This is a genomic window from Oribacterium sp. WCC10, from assembly GCF_900113415.1.
In the GTDB taxonomy this organism is placed as follows: Bacteria; Bacillota; Clostridia; order Lachnospirales; family Lachnospiraceae; genus Oribacterium.
In genome coordinates this window covers 60,911-81,193 of sequence record NZ_FOPH01000015.1, presented here as the reverse complement: position 1 = coordinate 81,193, position 20,283 = coordinate 60,911, and the positions used below count along the sequence as shown (strand labels likewise).

At 41.5% G+C, this 20,283-nt stretch carries 19 protein-coding genes; 18 read left to right on the top strand and 1 reads right to left on the bottom strand.

Annotated elements, in window-relative coordinates; all coding sequences use genetic code 11:
- Nucleotides 1-325: 325 nt before the first annotated feature.
- The 18 genes from BM294_RS11395 to BM294_RS11305 all read left to right on the top strand — a co-directional run bounded on the left by BM294_RS11395 (nucleotide 326) and on the right by BM294_RS11305 (nucleotide 18,494).
- Nucleotides 326-1,399 (top strand): uroporphyrinogen decarboxylase family protein, encoded by a 1,074-nt coding sequence (locus BM294_RS11395; RefSeq protein WP_091208298.1) that lies wholly within the window; start codon nucleotides 326-328, stop codon nucleotides 1,397-1,399.
- A gap of 184 nt (nucleotides 1,400-1,583) precedes the next feature.
- A complete protein-coding gene (locus tag BM294_RS11390) occupies nucleotides 1,584-2,528 on the top strand; it encodes a transporter substrate-binding domain-containing protein (RefSeq protein WP_091208297.1) in 945 nt (314 codons plus the stop codon).
- The gene (locus BM294_RS11385; RefSeq protein ID WP_091208294.1) at nucleotides 2,525-3,430 is read left to right on the top strand and encodes an amino acid ABC transporter permease; all 906 of its coding nucleotides are present in this window, start codon (nucleotides 2,525-2,527) and stop codon (nucleotides 3,428-3,430) included. Before BM294_RS11390 ends, BM294_RS11385 begins: the two co-directional genes overlap by 4 nt.
- Nucleotides 3,415-4,197 carry an amino acid ABC transporter permease gene (locus BM294_RS11380; protein ID WP_091208292.1) on the top strand — a complete coding sequence of 261 codons (783 nt, stop codon included), beginning with the start codon at nucleotides 3,415-3,417 and terminating at the stop codon, nucleotides 4,195-4,197. Before BM294_RS11385 ends, BM294_RS11380 begins: the two co-directional genes overlap by 16 nt.
- Before the next feature lie 39 nt (nucleotides 4,198-4,236).
- Nucleotides 4,237-5,082 carry an amino acid ABC transporter ATP-binding protein gene (locus tag BM294_RS11375; RefSeq protein ID WP_091208289.1) on the top strand — a complete coding sequence of 282 codons (846 nt, stop codon included), beginning with the start codon at nucleotides 4,237-4,239 and terminating at the stop codon, nucleotides 5,080-5,082.
- A 12-nt stretch (nucleotides 5,083-5,094) separates the two neighbouring features.
- Nucleotides 5,095-6,327 (top strand): MalY/PatB family protein, encoded by a 1,233-nt coding sequence (locus BM294_RS11370; RefSeq protein ID WP_091208287.1) that lies wholly within the window; start codon nucleotides 5,095-5,097, stop codon nucleotides 6,325-6,327.
- A 19-nt stretch (nucleotides 6,328-6,346) separates the two neighbouring features.
- On the top strand, nucleotides 6,347-7,498 hold the full coding sequence (locus BM294_RS11365) for a trans-sulfuration enzyme family protein (RefSeq protein ID WP_091208333.1): 1,152 nt from the start codon (nucleotides 6,347-6,349) through the stop codon (nucleotides 7,496-7,498).
- Nucleotides 7,499-7,741: 243 nt separating this feature from the next.
- Entirely contained in the window at nucleotides 7,742-8,230 is a 489-nt protein-coding gene (locus tag BM294_RS11360; protein ID WP_091208284.1) for an L-2-amino-thiazoline-4-carboxylic acid hydrolase, read from the top strand.
- A gap of 54 nt (nucleotides 8,231-8,284) precedes the next feature.
- On the top strand, nucleotides 8,285-9,502 hold the full coding sequence (locus BM294_RS11355; RefSeq protein ID WP_091208281.1) for an ABC transporter substrate-binding protein: 1,218 nt from the start codon (nucleotides 8,285-8,287) through the stop codon (nucleotides 9,500-9,502).
- Nucleotides 9,503-9,680: 178 nt separating this feature from the next.
- Nucleotides 9,681-10,562 carry a branched-chain amino acid ABC transporter permease gene (locus tag BM294_RS11350; RefSeq protein ID WP_091208279.1) on the top strand — a complete coding sequence of 294 codons (882 nt, stop codon included), beginning with the start codon at nucleotides 9,681-9,683 and terminating at the stop codon, nucleotides 10,560-10,562.
- Nucleotides 10,559-11,590 carry a branched-chain amino acid ABC transporter permease gene (locus tag BM294_RS11345; protein ID WP_091208277.1) on the top strand — a complete coding sequence of 344 codons (1,032 nt, stop codon included), beginning with the start codon at nucleotides 10,559-10,561 and terminating at the stop codon, nucleotides 11,588-11,590. Before BM294_RS11350 ends, BM294_RS11345 begins: the two co-directional genes overlap by 4 nt.
- 65 nt (nucleotides 11,591-11,655) lie before the next feature.
- Nucleotides 11,656-12,450 (top strand): ABC transporter ATP-binding protein, encoded by a 795-nt coding sequence (locus BM294_RS11340; RefSeq protein ID WP_091208274.1) that lies wholly within the window; start codon nucleotides 11,656-11,658, stop codon nucleotides 12,448-12,450.
- Between the two features lie 86 nt (nucleotides 12,451-12,536).
- On the top strand, nucleotides 12,537-13,250 hold the full coding sequence (locus BM294_RS11335; RefSeq protein ID WP_091208272.1) for an ABC transporter ATP-binding protein: 714 nt from the start codon (nucleotides 12,537-12,539) through the stop codon (nucleotides 13,248-13,250).
- Between the two features lie 47 nt (nucleotides 13,251-13,297).
- Entirely contained in the window at nucleotides 13,298-14,125 is an 828-nt protein-coding gene (locus tag BM294_RS11330) for an SDR family NAD(P)-dependent oxidoreductase (protein ID WP_091208269.1), read from the top strand.
- A gap of 230 nt (nucleotides 14,126-14,355) precedes the next feature.
- A complete protein-coding gene (locus tag BM294_RS11325; RefSeq protein WP_091208265.1) occupies nucleotides 14,356-16,227 on the top strand; it encodes a bifunctional metallophosphatase/5'-nucleotidase in 1,872 nt (623 codons plus the stop codon).
- Nucleotides 16,228-16,298: 71 nt separating this feature from the next.
- The gene (locus tag BM294_RS11320; protein WP_091208262.1) at nucleotides 16,299-16,739 is read left to right on the top strand and encodes a GatB/YqeY domain-containing protein; all 441 of its coding nucleotides are present in this window, start codon (nucleotides 16,299-16,301) and stop codon (nucleotides 16,737-16,739) included.
- Between the two features lie 272 nt (nucleotides 16,740-17,011).
- The gene (locus BM294_RS11310) at nucleotides 17,012-17,557 is read left to right on the top strand and encodes a prolyl-tRNA synthetase associated domain-containing protein (protein WP_091208258.1); all 546 of its coding nucleotides are present in this window, start codon (nucleotides 17,012-17,014) and stop codon (nucleotides 17,555-17,557) included.
- 169 nt (nucleotides 17,558-17,726) lie between these two features.
- Nucleotides 17,727-18,494: a ZIP family metal transporter gene (locus tag BM294_RS11305; protein ID WP_091208256.1), complete on the top strand. Its 768-nt coding sequence runs from the start codon at nucleotides 17,727-17,729 to the stop codon at nucleotides 18,492-18,494.
- Between the two features lie 54 nt (nucleotides 18,495-18,548).
- On the opposite strand, the gene BM294_RS11300 is transcribed toward BM294_RS11305, so the two are convergent.
- Nucleotides 18,549-20,087 carry an autotransporter outer membrane beta-barrel domain-containing protein gene (locus tag BM294_RS11300; RefSeq protein ID WP_175494654.1) on the bottom strand — a complete coding sequence of 513 codons (1,539 nt, stop codon included), beginning with the start codon at nucleotides 20,085-20,087 and terminating at the stop codon, nucleotides 18,549-18,551.
- Between the last annotated feature and the right edge of the window lie 196 nt (nucleotides 20,088-20,283).

Genomic DNA, 20,283 nt, shown 5'->3' with positions numbered 1-20,283 from the left:
TCACAGTGAATACAAAATCAAATATCATGCGTAACGGATGTTGTATGTGCTGTATGTGTATGCATAGAGCTTATTTGCCATACCCTATTCTAAACTGAGTCGATTTTCGTCTACATGTAAGGATCCGGATGGCAAAAAATCCGGGTCCTTTTTTGTTGCATCAGATTGTCAGGCGGACGTTATGCTCGCATGAACGTACATCGGACAATCGCAAGAACATGGAGTACTTTGTGCGGAATGTTCGCAGTGCAAAAATCGGGTAGGAGTCTTTTTACTACTCAATAACGAAAATCTGTTGTTCTAAGAAAAAGTGGAGGAGAGTATCATGAGCACAAAGCGAGAACTTGTATTAAAGGCATTTAACAACGAACCTGTAGAGAGAATTCCGGTAGGTTTCTGGCACCATTATCTTGATGATGAATTTGTAAACGGTGTAGAACATCCTGAGAATTTCAACAAGATACTGGAAGGTGCACAGCGTTTCAAGGATGAATTCGATCCTGATTTCGTAAAGATAATGACAGACGGTTACTTCTATCTGCCGATAACTATCGATGCCAAAACACCTGAGGAACTTTCCTATTTTACTCCGGTTTCAGAATTCCATCCATGGTTCACCGATCAGCAGAAGCTTGCGAGAGGATACAGAGAAATCTATGGTAATGATATCCTTCTTTTCTACAATCTTTTCGCACCACTTGCCCATCTCCGTTATGCACTTGCCAATGGTCATAACCTAAGTGAGCAGGAAGCAAATGATCTGATCCTTCATTTTATAAAAACAAATCCCGAAGCAGTAGAAGAGGCTCTTGATAAGCTGGCTGACAATATCATTGCTCTTCTTCCTTCAGTTATCAATACTGAAGCTGCCGACGGTATCTATCTTTCAGTAACAGACACACATCGTTTTATCCCTGATGCCCTTTATCGTCTGTATGTAACACCATCTGAAAAGAAAATTCTGGAAGCAGCAAACAAGCTGACCAACACAAACATTCTTCATATATGCGGTTGGAGAGGAAATACGAATTACATCAGTGTATATCAGGACTATCCTGCAACAGCATTTAACTGGGCAGTAAATACCGAAAACCTGTCACTTCGTGAAGGAAGAAGATTCTTTGGAGGAAAAGCAGTCATAGGCGGGTTCCTTAACACCGAAGACAGCATTATCTTCAGGGGCAGCAAGGCAGAGATTCAGAACGAGACGCGCAGGATCATAGAAGAAGCAGGAAGAACAGGCGTCATAGTCGGAGCGGATTGCACAGTGCCAAACAGCACTCCGTCTGAGCATCTTAACTGGGTTAGAGAAGCGGCCGCAGAAGCTACACCAAAGGTTCATATCGTGAATACTTTAAGAGATTCACATAGCTTTCCGGATCTGAAAGCAACCGTTTAATGACAATACCGGATTAAGATACTGAGGAGACACTTTAAACATCGTTTCCCTAAGTATCTTTTCAAAAAAAAAATCAAAACTGACAGTCCAAAATGTGTTCAATAGCATTTTACATTTCCTTTGTGACATGGGTGAAATGTGATTTCAAAAAAAGTGTTCAAATGAATAAAGGGGAGAAATAATTATGAAAAAGAATTTTATTAATATCGTAGCAGCAGTTTCACTTGTATCTCTTGCATCCGTATCTCTTGCAGCATGCGGATCAGCTTCGTCAACTCCTGAAGCTACAACAGCAGGTAACGCTTCAACCGAAGCTGAGACTGCTCAGGCTGACGAGGATAAAGCAGAATCCGACGGATTGATAAAGAAGGTTATAGCTCATACACAGTCTTATGTTCCTTACGACTTCATTGACAAGGACGGAAATCATGACGGATATGAAGTTGCGGTCTGGAAGGCTATAGATGAAAAGCTTGAGAACTATGAGTTCGAGTATGTGGGAACAACAGACGATGATCTTCTGGTTGGTGTAGAGTCAGGTAAGTACAATGCCGGCAGCAAGGGTGTTTGGTGGACCGAAGAGCGTTCAAAGAAGTACGTTTTCCCTAAGAACTACACCGGAGCTTCCATCATAGGCATCGCTATCCGTAAGGAGAATGCTTCGGAAATAACAGATCTTGAGTCCTTTGCAAAGTACTCCGGAAAGCTGGTTCCTATCGGACCTGCAAACGCTCAGTACAATATCGTTGAGAACTACAACTCAAAACACCCTGATGCAAAGATCGACCTTGTGGCAGGTGATTCCTTCGAAGCGGCAGACGCATATCAGTGGGTATTGGAGGGCCGTTATGATGCTTACTTCAACATTAAGACTTCCTTTGAAGCAAATGTAGAAAACGAGGATGGTGAGTATCATGATTTCTCAGACAAGCTTGCATTTGTTCCTTATGAGGGTATCCCTATCTGGTCACTCTTCAACAAGAATGAGCAGCAGTTTGCAGATGATTTCGACAAGGCCTTTGAGGAACTGAAGGCTGACGGAACCATCGAAAGCTTACAGAAGCAGTATTTCGGTTACAGCTTATTTGACTATGTACCTGAAGGATATCAGAAAGGTGATACACTGTGAGACCATTTAAACCTACCTTCATTTTTGAAGTTTTGCCCCAGATTCTTCCATATACGCTTGTGACTCTAGGCATCATGCTGGGTACAGTGTTCTTCGGAGGGCTCCTGGGGCTCCTCCTTGCAGCTGGGAAGCTAAAGGGCGGAAGAGTCCTTCGGGGACTGGCATCTGCCTACACTTACTTCATCCGCTGCGTACCGTCCATAGTAATGCTTTTCATCATTTATTACGGACTTCCGGAACTTCTTTTAAGCTTCGGTATCAATATAAATAATGCAAGCAAAGCGGTCTTTGTCATAACAACCTTTACATTTATGTTCGGAGCATCCATGTCAGAGGTTTTCAGAAGCGCATATCTTGCTATAGATCCCGGGCAGAGTGAAGCAGGTCTCAGCATTGGACTCGGCCGCTGGCAGACCTTCAGAAGAATAATACTTCCTCAGGCTTCAGCAGTCGCGCTTCCGAATTTCACAAACGCTCTTGTAAATCTCATGAAAGAAGGAACCCTGGCCTACACCATAGGACTCATAGACATCATGGGAAAGGGGCAGCTCATCATAGGTCTTAATCACGGATCCTATGCATTGGAAACCTATATAGCAATGTTCGTAGTCTACTGGGTACTGACACTTCTTATTGAAGCAGTATCGAAGAGACTGGAGAAACATCTTCTCAGAGGACTGAGACCACACGAAGAAGCAGTATCAAAAGAAAAATCAGTATCCGAAAAGATTCTATATCCGATATATGAAACCGGTATTCTTAATAAGCTAAAGCAAAGCAATGGATTTTTTGATGTATCTATGGGAAAAGCAAGGTCTGCCGGTTCAAAATCCAGTGAAACAGAAAATGACCAAAACAGATTTCAGAGAACTCAGGAGGATAACTCATGGAAATTGAATTAGGATTTATGTGGGAGACCTTCCTTGTAGCTCTTTCGGGAATACCCGTCACACTGCAGCTGACATTTGTGACACTTCTCATTTCAATTCCACTGGCATTCTTTATGGCACTTGGCAAGCTGGTGGATCATAAGGTTTCATCAAGGATAATCGGATTTTATGTGTCCTTCGTCCGTGGAACTCCCATAGTTCTTCAGATACTTTTTTTCTATAGTCTTTTGCCAACGACGCTGAACTATATTTTCAAAAATGTACTTCACACTGATTACAATGTTTTCTCCTGGAACCCCATCATTTACGCCTATACGGTATTCTCTTTGAACACCATAGCGGTTCTTTCTGAGGTTTTCAGATCAGCGCTTCTTACAGTAAACGCCGGACAGCTTGAGGCTGCTATGTCTATAGGTGAAACAAAATTTCAGGCCTATACAAGGATCATTATTCCACAAGCTCTTGTGGCGGCACTGCCGAATGTAGGAAACACAACCGTAAGCCTTCTTAAGAATACATCTCTTGCATATATGATGACGGTCAAAGACATTACCGCCCTGGCAAAGATAGAAGCAGCCATAGGCTATAACTACATCGAAGCTTATCTTGTAATTCTCATGATTTATGTACTGCTTTGCACAGTGGTACAGCTTCTTTTCAGATTTGCAGAGAACTCATTGTCGGTTTATAAGAAGAGGCTGACGAAACCCTCTGACAGAAGATTTAACTACATATTAAGTCGTGCAGCGGCGGTTTCAACATTATTGCGAGGTGTGTAAGCCACATCATCTGTAAAAAACATAAAGGACGGATTCAAAATGCTGAAAATAACAAATATTCACAAATCCTTCGGAAACAATCAGATACTTAAAGGGGTTGACCTTGAAGTAAACAAGGGAGAGGTAATAGTAGTCCTTGGACCTTCAGGTTCAGGAAAGACCACCATGCTCCGCTGCATTAATTTTCTTGAGCGTGCTGATCAGGGGTCTATTGAGTTTGATGATATAAAAACAGACTTTCGTGTGGCAAGTCAGAAAACCATCAGAGATATAAGAAAGAAATCGGGTTTTGTTTTCCAGAACTACAATCTTTTCGCAAACAAAACTGCTCTTGAAAATGTGATGGAGGGGCTTACCATAGCCCGGGGAGTACCTAAGAAGGAAGCCGAGGAACGTGCGAAGAGTGCACTTGACAGAGTAGGACTTAAGAACCGCTATGACTACTATCCTTCACAGCTTTCAGGAGGACAGCAGCAACGTGTAGGCATTGCCAGAGCAGTTGCACTCAACCCCGATGTGATCCTTTTTGATGAGCCTACATCTGCTCTTGATCCCGAGCTTGTAGGTGAAGTTCTCAATGTTATGAAGGATCTGGCAGAGTCCGGTGCAACCATGGTGGTTGTCACTCATGAAATGGATTTTGCAAGAGACGTTGCAAGCAAGGTCATCTTCATGGATAAAGGTGTGATTGTGGAAGAGGGGACACCGGAAGACATATTTACACATCCTAAAGAAGAAAGAACCGCACAGTTCCTGAAGAGAATTCTCAAGGAAGACTACAGAGCTGATGAGGATTCGGATTTTCCTGAAAGGGATGAGTCATTGCTGGCTCATGTGTTTGGCAAACCGGCGGTCAAGAAAAACTATAACTGGGGTGTTTGCTGAGGACAAATATATATGGCTGAGAAAGAAATAAAGAGGACTTATGATTTTGACACCATCGTAGATCGTCATAACACTAATTGTCTTAAATATGATTTTGCAAGAGAACGAAAAGGGCGGGAGGATCTGCTGCCTCTTTGGGTGGCCGACATGGATTTTCGTCTTCCGGAGGAAATTCTGGAGGATTTAAAAGAACGAATAGATCATGGGATTTTCGGATACACTGATCCCAGGGACAGCTACTTTGAAGCACTTGGTTCATGGACAGAGAAACATTACGGTTATTCAGCAGACAGGAACTGGGTAACATTGGCTCCCGGTGTAGTTTATGCTATTTCGAATTGTATAAAAGCTTTTACTGAAGCAGGAGACAAGATTCTTATCCAGCAGCCTGTCTACTATCCCTTTGGAGAGGTAATAAGAGATAATGGCCGGATAATTGTGGATTCACCATTAAAGGAATCAAACGGTCATTATGAAATGAATTTTGATGATCTTGAGGAGAAACTGTCAGATCCGGTACTTAAACTGTTTATACTCTGTAATCCTCACAATCCGGTTGGGCGTGTATGGAGGAGAGAAGAGCTGCTTCAGTTGGCCGTTTTATGTGTGAAGTATGATGTAATTCTTGTCAGCGATGAAATTCATTGTGATTTTATTTATCCGGGATATGAGTTTACTTCAATGCTTACACTGGGGACTGCATATCATGATCATATACTGGTTCTTCATTCACCGACTAAAACCTTTAATATCGCAGGTCTGCAAATAGCCAATGCCATAATTCCCGACAGAAAGCTTCGGTTAAAATATCAGAAAGCCAATGCGGCCAACGGATACAGTCAAGCCAATATCATAGGTATTAAAGCATTGGAATCAGTATATACAAAGGGCGAAAAATGGCATCAGGAGCTACTTCAGTATCTTAAAGAGAATGTGGATTTCGTGAGGGATTTTATACAGAAACATTTGCCTGAAATAAGACTCATAGAGCCGGAAGGTACCTATCTTTTATGGATCGATTTTTCAGGTCTAGGATTAACCGATGATGAACTTGAAGATCTGATAGTTGATAAAGCACATCTCTGGCTGGATCCGGGGGGAATCTTCGGTCCTGAGACAGCGCAGTTTGAAAGGTTTAATATAGCGTGCCCAAGAAAAATACTGGAACAGGCATTTTTACAATTAAAAGATGCAATAGATACATACAAATTTTCCCGGGATAACAGTTTATTGAATGTGGGCTAAATCAGGAGGACAGATGATTATGGAGTACAGTTTAGAAACCCGATGTCAACACTTACAGAATGATGATATAAATGAACATTTCGGTGCTGTGAGCTATCCGATTTATATGTCTTCGACCTTTGCTCATAAAGGTTTTGGAGTCAGTTCAGGATATGACTATTCCAGATTACAGAATCCTACGAGAGACCATCTTGAAAGAATAGTTGCAGGGCTTGAACATGGAACGGATTGTATAGCATTGGCAAGCGGCATAAGTGCCATCGGGTGCGTGATGGAGTTATTTAAACCCGGCGATCATGTGCTGATAGATGAAGATCTCTACGGCGGAAGCATCAGACTCTTCCGGGAGATAAATCAGAAGAACGGAGTTACATTTAGTTCAGCAGCTCTGCATGAAGGAGATATAGAGAATCTGATTAAAGAAAATACAAAGGCAATCTATCTTGAAACTCCCACCAATCCAATGATGAATGTAACAGACCTCCGAAAGCTTTCCGAGATAACAAAGAGTCACGGTATCCTCCTTATCGTTGACAATACATTCATGTCTCCATATCTTCAGAATCCGCTGGATCTTAGTGCCGACATAGTGATACACAGCGGCACCAAATTCCTGGCGGGACACCATGATACCATAGCAGGTTTCATAGTTGTGAAGGATCAGGCACTTTCCGAGCGTCTCAGATTTCTTTTCAAAAGCACCGGAGCAGGCCTTTCTCCTTTTGATTCCTGGCTCATCATAAGAGGTATCAAAACTCTTGCGGTAAGAATGGACAGAGCTGAGAAAAATGCACAAAAGATCGCCAAGTTTCTTGAGGGCGACCATCGGGTAACCCGTGTACTTTATCCGGGATTAAAAAATCATCCCGGACACGACATCATGAAGGAACAGGCAAGGGGATTCGGCGCAATGATAACCTTTGATGTACCCTCAAAGGAATTCGCCATAAAGATTCTTGAAAACCTTAACATCATACTTTTCGCAGAAAGTCTGGGCGGCACAGAATCCCTTATCACATATCCCATAACCCAGACCCACGCAGATGTACCGGCAGAGATTCTTGAGAAAAACGGTATATATGAAACCACACTGCGTTTATCCGTTGGAATTGAAAATGTTGATGATCTGATACGTGACTTAAAACAGGCATTTACTATAGCTGAAAGCTGATTCATATAATTATCTTCTGTTTGCATCTGAAGTCTGCAAACATCGTGGTTATATTTCTCATAAAGATTAGTTAATTGACAGAAATATAAGTGAGAGTTACTATCTCCGCAACGAGTGGAAAAAAGATAGTGAAGGCGCTATAGCAAAAACCGAAAGGTGGCTATAGCGCTTTTTTGATTTTTTGCATGAGTAGGATCCTACGAAAATTCTTATTTACGGTTCCATTCGCGAGGAGGACAAATTATGGGAATAGTTAACAGAAGTACTGTCTATGATGAAAAAGTAGATTTAAACCGCAGTGCGATAGGACACAGAGCAACCTGGATGGGATTGACATATCAGGAAATGAAGGCTGCCGGTATTGATGGAGAAATGATCACAAGAGCTGCCATAAAGAAAAAAGGTGAAATAGATGGTAATGCTTTGAAAGAAAAATGTGATCCTACAGATCTCACACAATTTGCAGAACATTTTGTAAGCGATGTTGTTAAGTCTACATTTCAGATGGACTTTACTGAAGTTTCAAAGGACGATTGTGTTATAGAATTTCATTACTGCCCACTGGTTGCAGCATGGAAAAAGCTCGGATACGATGATGAGCTTTGTGCCAAATTATGTGATATGGCTATGGATGGAGATCGCGCAATAGCATCAGCTGCCGGAATCAAACTTGATCTGACAAAAAAGATAGCCGACGGATGTGATGTCTGTCATATGCATTGGCACAAGTAAATTGCCGGATACGTGTCAGTTTTCCATGAGATCATAATCAGGAGGGGATCAGGTATGAAATCAAAAACAGGAAAAAAATTATTAAGTCTACTTGCTATTACAGGATTGAGTGTAACTTTACTTGGCGCTTGCGCATCCGATGTTCCACCGGCCGCAAACATTGATACCAAATCAGCTACAGAAGATGCAGCTGAAACCACCGGTACGGAATCATCAAAAGTGATCAAATTCGGAGTAATTGCTCCATTAACCGGAGCACATGCCGAGTATGGACAGGGGTTTGATGCAGCCACACAGATTGCAGCTGAAGAAATAAATGCTGCAGGAGGCGTCAATGGCTACACTATCGAACTTGAGTGTCAGGATTCTGCTGCGGATGCAAAAACATCTTCAGATATCTTTACACGATATGGAGAAGACGACAGCATTATGGCAGTTATCGGAGATTTCACATCAAGCTGTTGTAAAGCCAATGCACCTCTGGCGGATGAATATGGATTGGTTCAGATTTCGCCAACTGCATCCGATCCGTCTTATGCATCCATGAATGATTACTGTTATACAGTTATGTACAATCAGTCCACAGCTGCTCCATGGACCGCAGAATCCGTTGTTGGTCATTATCTTGGAAAAACAGCATGCGCTGTTATGTATCTGAATACTGATTGGGGAATAACCACCAATGATTATCTTTTACAAGGAATAGATAAAGCCGGAATTAAACTTCTGGGTGATGAATCTTACAGTGAAAATGAAACCGATTTCAGTTCCGTAATTGAAAAGCTCAAAGCAACCGGAGCTGATTGTCTCGTAATTCTCGATCAGGGTAATGTTCCAACCATAATAAATCAGGTTCGCGCAGCTGATTGGGACTGCCAGATCGTTTCTCTTGGTCCCGGTGCCTCTGATCAGATTCTTGAACTTTGCGGAGAAAATGCAAATGGACTTGTAATCCCCTGCCCATCATACATAACTGAAGATAACCCGACAACATCTGATTTTTATAAGAAGTTTTTCGAGAAAAACAAGTGCGCTCCTACAGATCATGCACTCTGTGCATATACCTGCGTACAGGTTCTGGCAAAAGCTTTGGAAAGTATCGATGGAGAGATAACAAGAGAAAAGATCAAAGATGCATTGAAGGATGTTCAGTATGATGGAATGGCCGGACACACTCAGTTCAATGAAGACGGCGGAGTAAACAGGGATCTTCTCATCATTCAGGTAGTAGATGGAACATATGTTATTCAGAAGGAATATGGATATAAATAATATCCGGTTTTCAAAAAAACTCACAAATAAATCAGTGACTTCAAGGACGAATGGATGCCGTATTTCGGCATCCATTCGTATATACGATACCTTAAGTCCTATTCTGAAAGATCGATATCACGGACGTTAAGTCTGAACAATTCGCTATGACTGACGCCCCTTGATAAGGAGGTTGATTATGACAAGTGCTTATTTCATAAGTCAGCTCATGAATGGTCTCTGCCTTGGAGCCATTTACGCATTAATAGCTTTAGGAGTTGCTGTCATCATCGGAATAGTAGGATTCGCAACATTCACACAAGGCGAAGTAGTAATGATGGGAGCCTATATATCATTCTATGTTTTCTTATATGGTGGAAATCATGTAATCCCCGGTATACTTGGAAGCTTTATTGCCACATGGGTTCTGGGAATGATCATATATAAAATCTGCTATGCAAGATTTCTTGATGCTCCTGAACACATTTCGTTGATATGTACCATAGGTTTTTCCATGCTTCTTAAAAATATAGCACTGATTTTTTTCGGAGCAGACAAAAAGCCTATGTTAAATGTAATCAAAAGTATCAATTATCATTTTGGCCCGATTACCGTTTCCAATGTTCAATTACTGATTTTAGGAACAGTACTGATTCTTGTCTTGATACTGAGTTTTGTATTTACAAAAACAGACTGGGGCATACGCCTGAAAGCTGTAAGTCAGAATCGTGAAGCAGCTGCACTTATAGGAATAGATGTAGAAAAAACTGCAATGATCGGTAACAGTATAGGATGCGCACTAGCCGGAGCTGCGGGCACTTTGATAGGAATCTATTATCAAAGCTGTTATCCGACCATGGGAGCAACTCTCAGCATGAAAGCATTTACTTCGGCAACATTAGGTGGATTGACCTCTGTCCCGTTTGCAGCACTCGGAGGAATACTTATAGGAATCATCGAGAATATCGGTATTGCATTCTCATCGGCAAGTTTCAGAGATATGTTTTCATTTGGATTTCTGATTCTGATGCTGATCTTTAAACCAACAGGATTTGCAAGGAAAAGGAGTGTGCGGGCATGATGGAAATAAACATGATAAAAAAGTATCTGTTAAAGTACGGAACAGCTATGCTGTTATTTCTTTTGCCTTTGATAGTATCTAAATCTATCATGACTGTTGTTTGCAGTATAGCCGGATATTTCATTATTGCCGGTGCCTTAAACTCTATAAACGGATATAGCGGCCAGATGTGCTTTGGTATCGCAGGGTTTTATTGTGTCGGTGCCTATACAATGGCAATTCTGATGAACACGTTTCACATAAGCTTTTGGATAGCTTTACTTCCATCCGGAATAATGGCTGCATTTGCAGGTATGCTGGTAGCCCTGCCGACCTTGAAACTTCGCGGTATGTTTATGGCTATGCTTACCATTGGTTTTTCGGAAGTCATGAGAATGATCTGTCTGAACTGGACCTCTGTAACGGGAGGAACCATGGGCATAAAGGGTATAAAGGCTCCGCTTTTCTTTGGGATTAAAACCAGCGGCGCATCAAGATATTACTATATATATCTGGTAACTGCTTTACTGTTTATCTTCTGTACTAATCGTGTCATTCATTCACGTATCGGACGAGCATGGATGGCAATTCGTGAAGATGATATGGCTGCCAGATCTCTGGGAGTTTCTATTAATCTATATAAAATCCTGAACTTTATGTACGGTGCTTTTTGGGCAGGAATCGCCGGCGCATTGCTTGCACCATATAAGACTTATATCGATTCTTCTTACTTCACATTGGATGAAGGATTCAACATTCTGTCAATGGTCATAATAGGCGGTCAGGGTACACTGGCCGGACCGATGGTTGGCGTAGTTATCTATCAGCTTCTTGTGGAAGGACTACGGTTTACCGGTGTCTGGAGGTACATAGGTTGTGCGGTCCTTATCATCGCCATGATGTGGCTTCGTCCTCAGGGAATGGTGGGAGATTCAGACAGTGTACTTGCCGGAAATAAAACTGTTAGGACAGGCAGCAATTTACTGTCGAATCTTCATTGGAAAACACCTGGACCAATAAGAAAGCTGATTATATCAGTTCTTTACTAAAGGGCATTGTACCTTTAGTAATCGAAATATACATCGATTGATGTGACAGTATGCGAGGTATAAGTATGGATACAAAAATCCTTCTTGAAGCCAGATCGGCTACAAAAAAATTCGGAGGTCTTACAGCTGTTAATGCTGTTGACATGCAAATCAATAAGGGAGATATTTTCGGAATCATCGGGCCAAACGGTGCCGGAAAAACCACATTTTTCAATATGTGTACAGGGTTTTATACCTTGGACAAGGGAAATATATTTTTGGAAGGACAGGATATTACAAATCAGCCAAGTGATGTGATAGCGCACAAGGGTATCGCAAGAACATTTCAGAATATAAAGCTTTTTAAATATATGACTGTGCTTGATAACATATCAATAGGCTCCCATATCAATACTAAAACTTCAATAATAGATGCTGTCTTCCATACAGATACATATAAGAAGGATGAAGAATATATAAAAGAAACCGGAATGGAAATTCTTCACCAGGTCGGACTAGAAAAATATTCAGATAGTCTTGCCGGTAACCTTCCATACGGAGTTCAGAGAAAGGTTGAAATAGCAAGAGCTCTGGCTGTTAAACCCAAAATCCTCCTTTTGGACGAACCTGCAGCAGGAATGAATCCGATTGAAACCGATTCACTGATGTCCTTTATAAAGATGCTGAATTCTATGGGGTATACGATTGCTTTGATAGAGCATGATATGAAGTTTGTTATGAATTCCTGCAACAGAATCATTGTTCTGAATTTCGGTGAAAAGATCTTTGAAGGAACGCCTGAGGAAGTCAAGAACAGTGTCCTTGTTCAGGAAGCATACTTTGGAAAAGGTATCGCCGTTTCAAGAGGGCTTTCAGCATAGTTTCGATAAAATCCCAAACGAACTGCCTGTCTGTACAAAAGCCAGATTCAAATTGACTTTATATTCCTATAGTTGGAGGTGATAGTATGCTACTTTCAGTAAATGATGTCAGTGTGAACTACGGATATGTAGAGGCGCTTCGCCATATACATTTTTATGTGGATAAAGGTGAGATAGTTACTTTGATAGGTTCAAATGGTGCCGGTAAAACCTCTACATTAAAAACTATTTCAAATATTGTTAAACGAACAAGCGGCACAATAATGTTTAAAGATAAGGATATCACCGGATATCGTCCTAATGATATCGTGGCTTTAGGCATGTGCCATGTTCCTGAAGGCAGACAGATTTTTCCATACATGTCTGTAAAGGATAATCTTATAGCAGGATCTTTTGGCAATAAAAAACTCAGTTCAACTGACAGAGAACACCTGATGGAAGAAATGTTTGAATGGTTTCCAAGATTAAAAGAACGTTATCGTCAGGATGGCGGTACTTTGTCAGGGGGAGAACAGCAGATGCTGGCTATAGCAAGAGGACTGATGATGGATCCGGATATAGTGATGCTTGATGAACCATCACTTGGACTGGCCCCGATAGTTGTAGAAGAAATATTTGAACTGATCAATAAAATCCGAGAACTTGGAAAAACCATTCTTTTGATCGAACAAAATGCTGCTATGGCTTTGGGTATCGCAGACAGAGGCTATGTCATGGAAAACGGAAGGATTACCATGACGGGTACAGGTCAGGAACTGCTTGAAAATGAAAAAGTAAAAGCCGCTTATCTTGGATCATGATTTTCCCGGGGCGTAATGTATAAATAAATATAGGGAGGAAATATTAAATGGATTATAAACTGAAAAATAAATCTGTAGTTGTTACCGGTGGAAGCAAGGGTATAGGCTTTGCTATCTGCCGTGAGTTTCTGAAGGAAGGAGCGATAGTTACCTTCAATGCAAGGAAAAAAGAAGAAGTAGATGATGCGGTTGAAGAACTTTCCCTGACTCAGATAGAAGGAGAAACTCCTGAAAGCCTAAAATCCAGGATACATGGTGTTGTATGTGACGGAACTGATGAATCTGCTGTTACAGAACTTGCAAAATCTGCAGCAGATAAAAGCGAAGATAATTCCATTGCAGCATGGGTCAATAACATTGGAACAAACAGGGCAAGAGCAGGAGAGGACTACACTGATGATGAGCTTGACTATCTGATTTCGGCGAATTTCAAAGCCACTGTTTTCGGAACCCAGGCTGCCGCACACTACATGAAAGATAATGGAGGAAGTATTGTCAATATCGCAAGCCTTGCGGCTCGTGCCGCTACCACCGGACGTTCCACCATTTATGCTGCCATGAAAGCCGCAGTTGTGCAGTATTCCAAAACAGTGGCCGGAGAATACGGAGCCTACAATGTTCGTGTCAATGCTCTTATGCCGGGATATACATTGACACCTTTGGTGGCTTCAACCTTCACCAAAGAAGCTCTTGATAAGCTTATGGAGAATAACCTTTTGGGCCGTATGGCAAAACCTGAAGAAGTCGCGAAGGCAGTGCTCTTTTTGGCCAGTCCCGTGTCATCCTATATTACAGGAACCTCACTTGAAATATCCGGCGGACACAATACGGTTCTCAACCCGGAATACGCTTTTTTAAAAAAAGAGAATGAATGAAATGAAGTAAAGGTCAGTGGAGCTTAAAACTCTTCTGACCTTTTGAACATAATACGACTTGAGTGTCAAAAGACTATATCGGATCGCTTTGTGCGGATCATAAAGTCTCAAATCATCGTGCAGGCACCTGATTTGGTACTTTTGCCCCTTGCATCATATCATAATAAAAATAGTTCTTTCTGCCGAACTATAAATAGTGGGATTGACTTTTTTTTATAGGAGGATGGACAGTGAAAAAGAATCATTTGTTACCAGGAAAACTAAGGAGTATTTTGGCGGGATGTATTTCGATTTTGCTGGTGGGAACTGCAGCGGGATGCGGTGTCACGGACATCGAGCCGGCGTTGACACCATCTCAGTCAGAAAAAGGTGAGACAGTCAAAGCGGAGACAGCAACCGGGACATTAGATTCTTTTGCTGAAGAAAAGGGAAGCAATGAAGAAGCTAAAACCAAAGAGACAAAGGCTGATGCTTCAACAAAGAGTTCCGGAGAGAATAATTCACAAAAGGAAAAGAGCGAAAAGAACGGTGAAGTATATATACTCTTTACCAGTGATGTACACTGTGGAATCGATGAAGGTTTCGGATATGCGGGACTCGCTGCCATCAGAGATAATCTTGAATCTGAAGGATATGAGACAATTCTTGTAGATGACGGAGATGCTATTCAGGGGGAAGCTGTGGGAACTCTTACAAAGGGTGCGGACATCGTCAGGATCATGAATGAACTGAATTATGATTTTGCAATACCCGGTAATCATGAATTTGATTACGGTATGGAGGATTTTCTGAAGCTTGCGGAAAATGAAGCGGAGTATAAATATATCTGCTGCAATTTCACTAAAAATGATAAGCTGGTGTTTGAACCCTACGCCATCAAGGAAATAGCAGGCATGAAAATCGGTTTTGTGGGAGTCACCACACCAACCTCCATAACAACGTCAACTCCTAAATTTTTCCAGGATGACAAGGGAAATTATATATATGGATTCCTTCAGGATGACACCGGACAAAAGGTTTACGATGCTGTGCAGAAGGCGGTGGATGATGTCAGAAAAGAAGGAGCGGATCTTGTTTATGTGATCGGACATATGGGACTTTATGATACCTACAGTCCGTGGACCTATAAGGATATAATTGAACATACCGAGGGCATAGATGTCTTTTTGGATGGTCACAGCCATGATACAGAGCAGATAGTCATGAAAGATAAGAGCGGAAAAGAGGTTACTAGATCTGCCGTCGGAACAAAGCTTAACTGCATTGGCTACAGTCATATTTCCGCTGATAAAAAGGTACTTAAGACCGATGTATGGAGCTGGCCTAATAAAGATTCCGCACCTGCGCTTTTGGGAATAAACAACGAGATCGGTGATATGGTTCAGGAAGTCAAAGCTGAGCTTGGCGAAAAGATGAATGAAGTTGTGGCAAAAACAGATGTTGAGCTGACAGTTAATGATCCTAAGGAAACAGATAACAATGGAAATCCCATACGTATGGTGAGACGTGCAGAGACAAATCTTGGTGATTTCTGTGCTGATGCCTACAGATGGTCTTCCGGCGCGGACATTGCTATCGCTAACGGAGGATGTATAAGGGCTAATATCGAGAAAGGCGACATCACTTACGGAAATATCATTGATGTATTTCCTTATGGCAATATGGTGTCAATGATAGAAGTAACCGGACAGCAGATACTGGATGCACTGGAATGGGGAGCCCGTTCTATACCGGATGAGTGCGGCGGATTTCTTCAGGTGTCCGGACTGTCCTATGAAGTAAACACTAAGATCGATTCACCCTGCATTGCTGATGATCATTCCATGTTTGTCGGGATAAAGGGAGAGCGAAGGGTACAGAATGTTCTTGTAGGGGACAAACCTATAGATCCCAAGGCAAAGTATACTCTGGCATGTCATGACTACACCATACAGGATAAAGGAGACGGTTTCACCATGTTCGATGGGGATAAGGTTATAGAAGACAGATTTAAGCTTGATAATCAGGTTCTCATAGAGTACATAACAGAGAAGCTGGGAGGAGCAGTCGGAGGTGAGTATTCTGATCCTTACGGTGATGGAAGGATAAAGATTCTTGAATGATTTGACTCACTTACATCCTTATTAAGTGCTACAATATACTCTGTATTGACATACAGAAAGAAGGAATAGTTATGAGTAAGTTTGAGAATCTTCAAAAAGATATGATTGCTGCAATGAAGGCCAGAGACAAGGCCAGAAAGGATGCTATCTCATCTGTTATCTCCGATGTCAAGAAAGTTGCTATTGATTCCGGCAGCAGAGACAATATCGGTGATGATCTTGTTGATCAGGTAATCCTTAAATCCCTGAAAACAGTCAAGGAGCAGATTGATACCTGCCCTGACGACAGAGCAGAGCTTAAGGCGGAGTATCAGTTCAGATATGATGTCATCAATGAGTACGCTCCGACTATGATGTCAGAGGACGAAATCAAGACATTCCTGAATGAGAAGTTTGCTGAAGTGATTGCAACAAAGAATAAGGGAGCAATAATGAAAGAAATCATGCCGGCTCTCAAGGGTAAGGCTGACGGTAAGGTTATAAATATGATTGTTGCCGGGCTTTGCAAATAATAGCGGTGATTCTATGACAATAGGCTACTTTACAATGTATAATTGTAAAGTAGCTTTTTTCGTGATAAAGCCATCAATAGCCCGAATGGTCGTTGTGCTTGCACAAAAGACCATTCAGGCATTTGATGACCAACGCGGAATCGACCATTTAGTATATCCGTTTCAAATAAAGCCACTGAAGACAAATCATAAAAGTGCTGTAGTTACGCCAGTTTCAAGGTGATATATTAAAAACGCTAATACTAAGATGGGAGATTATGGGAGGAAAGTTGATGGAGTTAATGAATGGAAGACCGGAGAATGTTGAAGGCAGGCTGCAAAGAGAGATACGCACTTACGATCTGTTGGATTCTCTTGGAATTGAATATAAAAGAACAGATCATGAGCGCACAGATACCATGGAGGCCTGCAATGAGGTAGATAAGATTCTGGAAGTTGTGATCTGCAAGAATCTGTTTCTGTGTAATCGTCAGAAGACATCATTTTATCTCTTGATGATGCCGGGTGATAAGAAGTTTAAGACAAAGGAATTGTCTGCCCAGATAAATTCCTCCAGACTTTCCTTTGCCGGGCCTGAGGATATGCTGAAGTATCTGGATATAGAACCGGGCTCTGTCAGCATCATGGGACTGATGAATGACAAAGAACATGAAGTACAACTTCTTATCGATGAGGATGTGTTGAAAGACGAGTTTATCGGATGTCATCCCTGTGTCAATACATCCAGTCTGAAAATGCGTACTGATGACGTAATAAAAAAGTTTCTTCCTGCCGTAGGACATCAGTATATGACGGTTCATTTGGTGGGAGAAGATTAACCAAATACTGTAGTGATTTCATATATCCATTTTAATTGTGAACATCTAAAACTAATAAAGGAGTGGCTGTCTGTGGCAGCCCTTTGTTGTTGATTTCAAACAGGACAGTAGAATATCGTGGACAGAAATGACTTGAATCCCCTGTCATTGAGAAAAGGAGTTGATGACTATGTGGAGTATAATTATTATTCCCTTTTTAGGAACAGCATTGGGAGCCGCCAGTGTATTTTTATTTAAAAAAGAGATGGGTCAGAAGATGCAGCGTGCCCTGACAGGCTTTGCTTCGGGAGTGATGGTATCTGCATCTTTTTTCAGTCTCCTTCTTCCTGCACTTGATCAGACTGCAGAAATGGGAAAACTGGGATTTATTCCTGTATCAATTGGATTCGGAATAGGAATGCTTTTCCTTCTATTTATGGATATGGTAACACCTCATATGCATCTGGATAAATGCGAGGAAGGCCCAAGAAGCGGACTTAAGAGGACAACAAAGCTTGTCCTTGCAGTTACCCTTCATAATCTGCCGGAAGGAATGGCTGTAGGAATAGTATGTGCAGGCTGGCTTTACGGAAACAGTACTATTTCTTTTTCAGGAGCTTTGGCTCTGGCTATCGGTATTGCGATACAGAACTTTCCTGAAGGTGCAATAGTTTCCATGCCGCTTTTGGGCGAAGGCGTTCCTAAAGTAAAGACTTTCTGGTATGGTGTTTTATCCGGAATAGTTGAACCGATAGGTGCACTTCTGGTCATTGCCGCATCAGGTTTTTTCGTTCCTCTGATGCCTTATCTTCTGAGCTTTGCAGCAGGAGCTATGATATATGTTGTGGTAGAGGAACTCATCCCTGAAATGTCCGAGGGAGAGCATTCAAACATCGGAACAATATCTTTTGCACTGGGATTCATTCTTATGATGGCATTAGACGTCGGTCTGGGTTGAATGATAAGAAATTCCTAAAGCTTGTGAATGGATAGTTCCATAATGTTAAGTTTACTATTCTTTCTTATCAGCTGACATTTTCTTTGAAGAACTGTCATTGGACTTTTCGTCACTGTTTTTTGATGATTTCTTTCCGTTCTCAGATGACTCCGGTTTTTTATCCGGTTTGCCTGAAGGCTTTTCTCCATTTCCCGGTTTTGCATGATCACTATCAGGCTTTGAATCATTTTTACCCTTGTCAGATTTAGTATTCTTATCGGAAGTTGATCCTTTATAAGCGTCAACAGCTTCACCTGTTGAGCTTGTGCCTTCCTCATAGGCCGTTCCATTTACATATAGAGTAAAGCCATTAAGGTCGATGGCATCCTCATCACAGGTAAGGCTTGTGATGTATGAATCTCCTGTAAGTTTCCATGTGGAGTCTTCAGAAATCTCTACATATACAGCACCTGCCGCTCCGTCAGTATTTATCGCACCGGAGTAAACTGTTCCATCATTAAGATACATATTGAGAGTTGAAATGTTGTCAACTACAGTATTTCCTTCAAACGCCTGCTTAGTTGCGGTAAATGTAACCTGACCGCCATTCGAGCCTTCAGATCCCCATCCGGCAGCTTCAATACGAAGGAAGTCGTCACTTGCATAAGTAAAATCAACATCTTCTATATCTATTTCGGCAGTTGTGTTGTTTACATAGAATATTCCACCGTTCTTATTAACAAGGGAACCGCCGTTCATCTTAAATATGGCAGTTCCTTCATCCGCATCACCGGACATGGACTGGTAAAGCATTACAGCCTGGTAAACATCTGATTTCTTGCTGTTTTTCTTAGTGTTGTTTGCTGTCAGGTTAACATTATCAAGAACAACAGAATTCTTTCCTTCCACAACAACACCCTGAGCCACATTTGAAACAAGTTCAGCATTCTTTACTGTGATATCAGCTGTAGAATAAATAGCCGGAGAACCGGAACCATTTGTTTCATAGTAGCCACCGGTGACGTTTACGGTTCCACCGCCTCTGTCAGAACGGATAGCAGCCGATGAGCCACCCTGGGTTATTATGTCAAGATTTTCAGCATTCATTGTTCCGCCGCCTGTTGTCATGAGACCACCGGAATTGTTGGAGTTTGTCCTTATAGTAGAATCGGAGATATTTACTGTAGTACCCTCACCGTAACTGAATACGGCATTGGCGTGACCGCCATCAGTCGTGATTTCTGCATTCTTAATATTTAATGTGGCGCCGTTTTCAGCAAATACGGCTGCATTGTCACCATAGAAATCAGCTTCCTCGCTGCCGGATTCACCTGTCTTTTTTACTTCAATGTTTTCATAGGAAATGTCTTCGCCATCAGCGTGTATCGCATGACCGCCGTCTTCATCATTCTCAAAGGTTGTCTTTTCCTCATGACTTTCAACATCCTTTTTATCTTCCTGTGATGCGGCTTCAGTACCACTATCAGAAGCAGAGTCATTGTTTTCAGTCGTATCTTCCGATGTAACAACAGGTATTTCTGTCTCAGCGCTGCAGGCAACAATATTTGTGGCAAGCATTGATGCTGCCATAAGCATAAGTATTTTTTTCTTCATAGTAATGTCCTCATTTCTTTCAGAACAGTCAGTTAAATTGAATTTAAACTGACGTAATCCCAAATCATGAAAATGTGAAATTCATTGTATTTTGAACTTCATTTCAGTTGTTATGTGAGAATCATATCCCTGAAAGCTTAAATGAGTCTGAAATAAAAAAAAAATCAAACAATTCCCTGTAATAAAAAAGGAATCC

What these genes read in the sequence shown, in the direction of transcription:
- BM294_RS11395 (WP_091208298.1), top strand. Translation starts at nt 326, where the DNA reads ATGAGCACAAAGCGAGAACTTGTATTAAAGGCATTTAACAACGAACCT.
- BM294_RS11390 (WP_091208297.1), top strand. Translation starts at nt 1,584, where the DNA reads ATGAAAAAGAATTTTATTAATATCGTAGCAGCAGTTTCACTTGTATCT.
- BM294_RS11380 (WP_091208292.1), top strand. Translation starts at nt 3,415, where the DNA reads ATGGAAATTGAATTAGGATTTATGTGGGAGACCTTCCTTGTAGCTCTT.
- BM294_RS11375 (WP_091208289.1), top strand. Translation starts at nt 4,237, where the DNA reads ATGCTGAAAATAACAAATATTCACAAATCCTTCGGAAACAATCAGATA.
- BM294_RS11370 (WP_091208287.1), top strand. Translation starts at nt 5,095, where the DNA reads ATGGCTGAGAAAGAAATAAAGAGGACTTATGATTTTGACACCATCGTA.
- BM294_RS11365 (WP_091208333.1), top strand. Translation starts at nt 6,347, where the DNA reads ATGGAGTACAGTTTAGAAACCCGATGTCAACACTTACAGAATGATGAT.
- BM294_RS11360 (WP_091208284.1), top strand. Translation starts at nt 7,742, where the DNA reads ATGGGAATAGTTAACAGAAGTACTGTCTATGATGAAAAAGTAGATTTA.
- BM294_RS11355 (WP_091208281.1), top strand. Translation starts at nt 8,285, where the DNA reads ATGAAATCAAAAACAGGAAAAAAATTATTAAGTCTACTTGCTATTACA.
- BM294_RS11350 (WP_091208279.1), top strand. Translation starts at nt 9,681, where the DNA reads ATGACAAGTGCTTATTTCATAAGTCAGCTCATGAATGGTCTCTGCCTT.
- BM294_RS11345 (WP_091208277.1), top strand. Translation starts at nt 10,559, where the DNA reads ATGATGGAAATAAACATGATAAAAAAGTATCTGTTAAAGTACGGAACA.
- BM294_RS11340 (WP_091208274.1), top strand. Translation starts at nt 11,656, where the DNA reads ATGGATACAAAAATCCTTCTTGAAGCCAGATCGGCTACAAAAAAATTC.
- BM294_RS11335 (WP_091208272.1), top strand. Translation starts at nt 12,537, where the DNA reads ATGCTACTTTCAGTAAATGATGTCAGTGTGAACTACGGATATGTAGAG.
- BM294_RS11330 (WP_091208269.1), top strand. Translation starts at nt 13,298, where the DNA reads ATGGATTATAAACTGAAAAATAAATCTGTAGTTGTTACCGGTGGAAGC.
- BM294_RS11320 (WP_091208262.1), top strand. Translation starts at nt 16,299, where the DNA reads ATGAGTAAGTTTGAGAATCTTCAAAAAGATATGATTGCTGCAATGAAG.
- BM294_RS11310 (WP_091208258.1), top strand. Translation starts at nt 17,012, where the DNA reads ATGGAGTTAATGAATGGAAGACCGGAGAATGTTGAAGGCAGGCTGCAA.
- BM294_RS11305 (WP_091208256.1), top strand. Translation starts at nt 17,727, where the DNA reads ATGTGGAGTATAATTATTATTCCCTTTTTAGGAACAGCATTGGGAGCC.
- BM294_RS11300 (WP_175494654.1), bottom strand. Translation starts at nt 20,087, where the DNA reads ATGAAGAAAAAAATACTTATGCTTATGGCAGCATCAATGCTTGCCACA.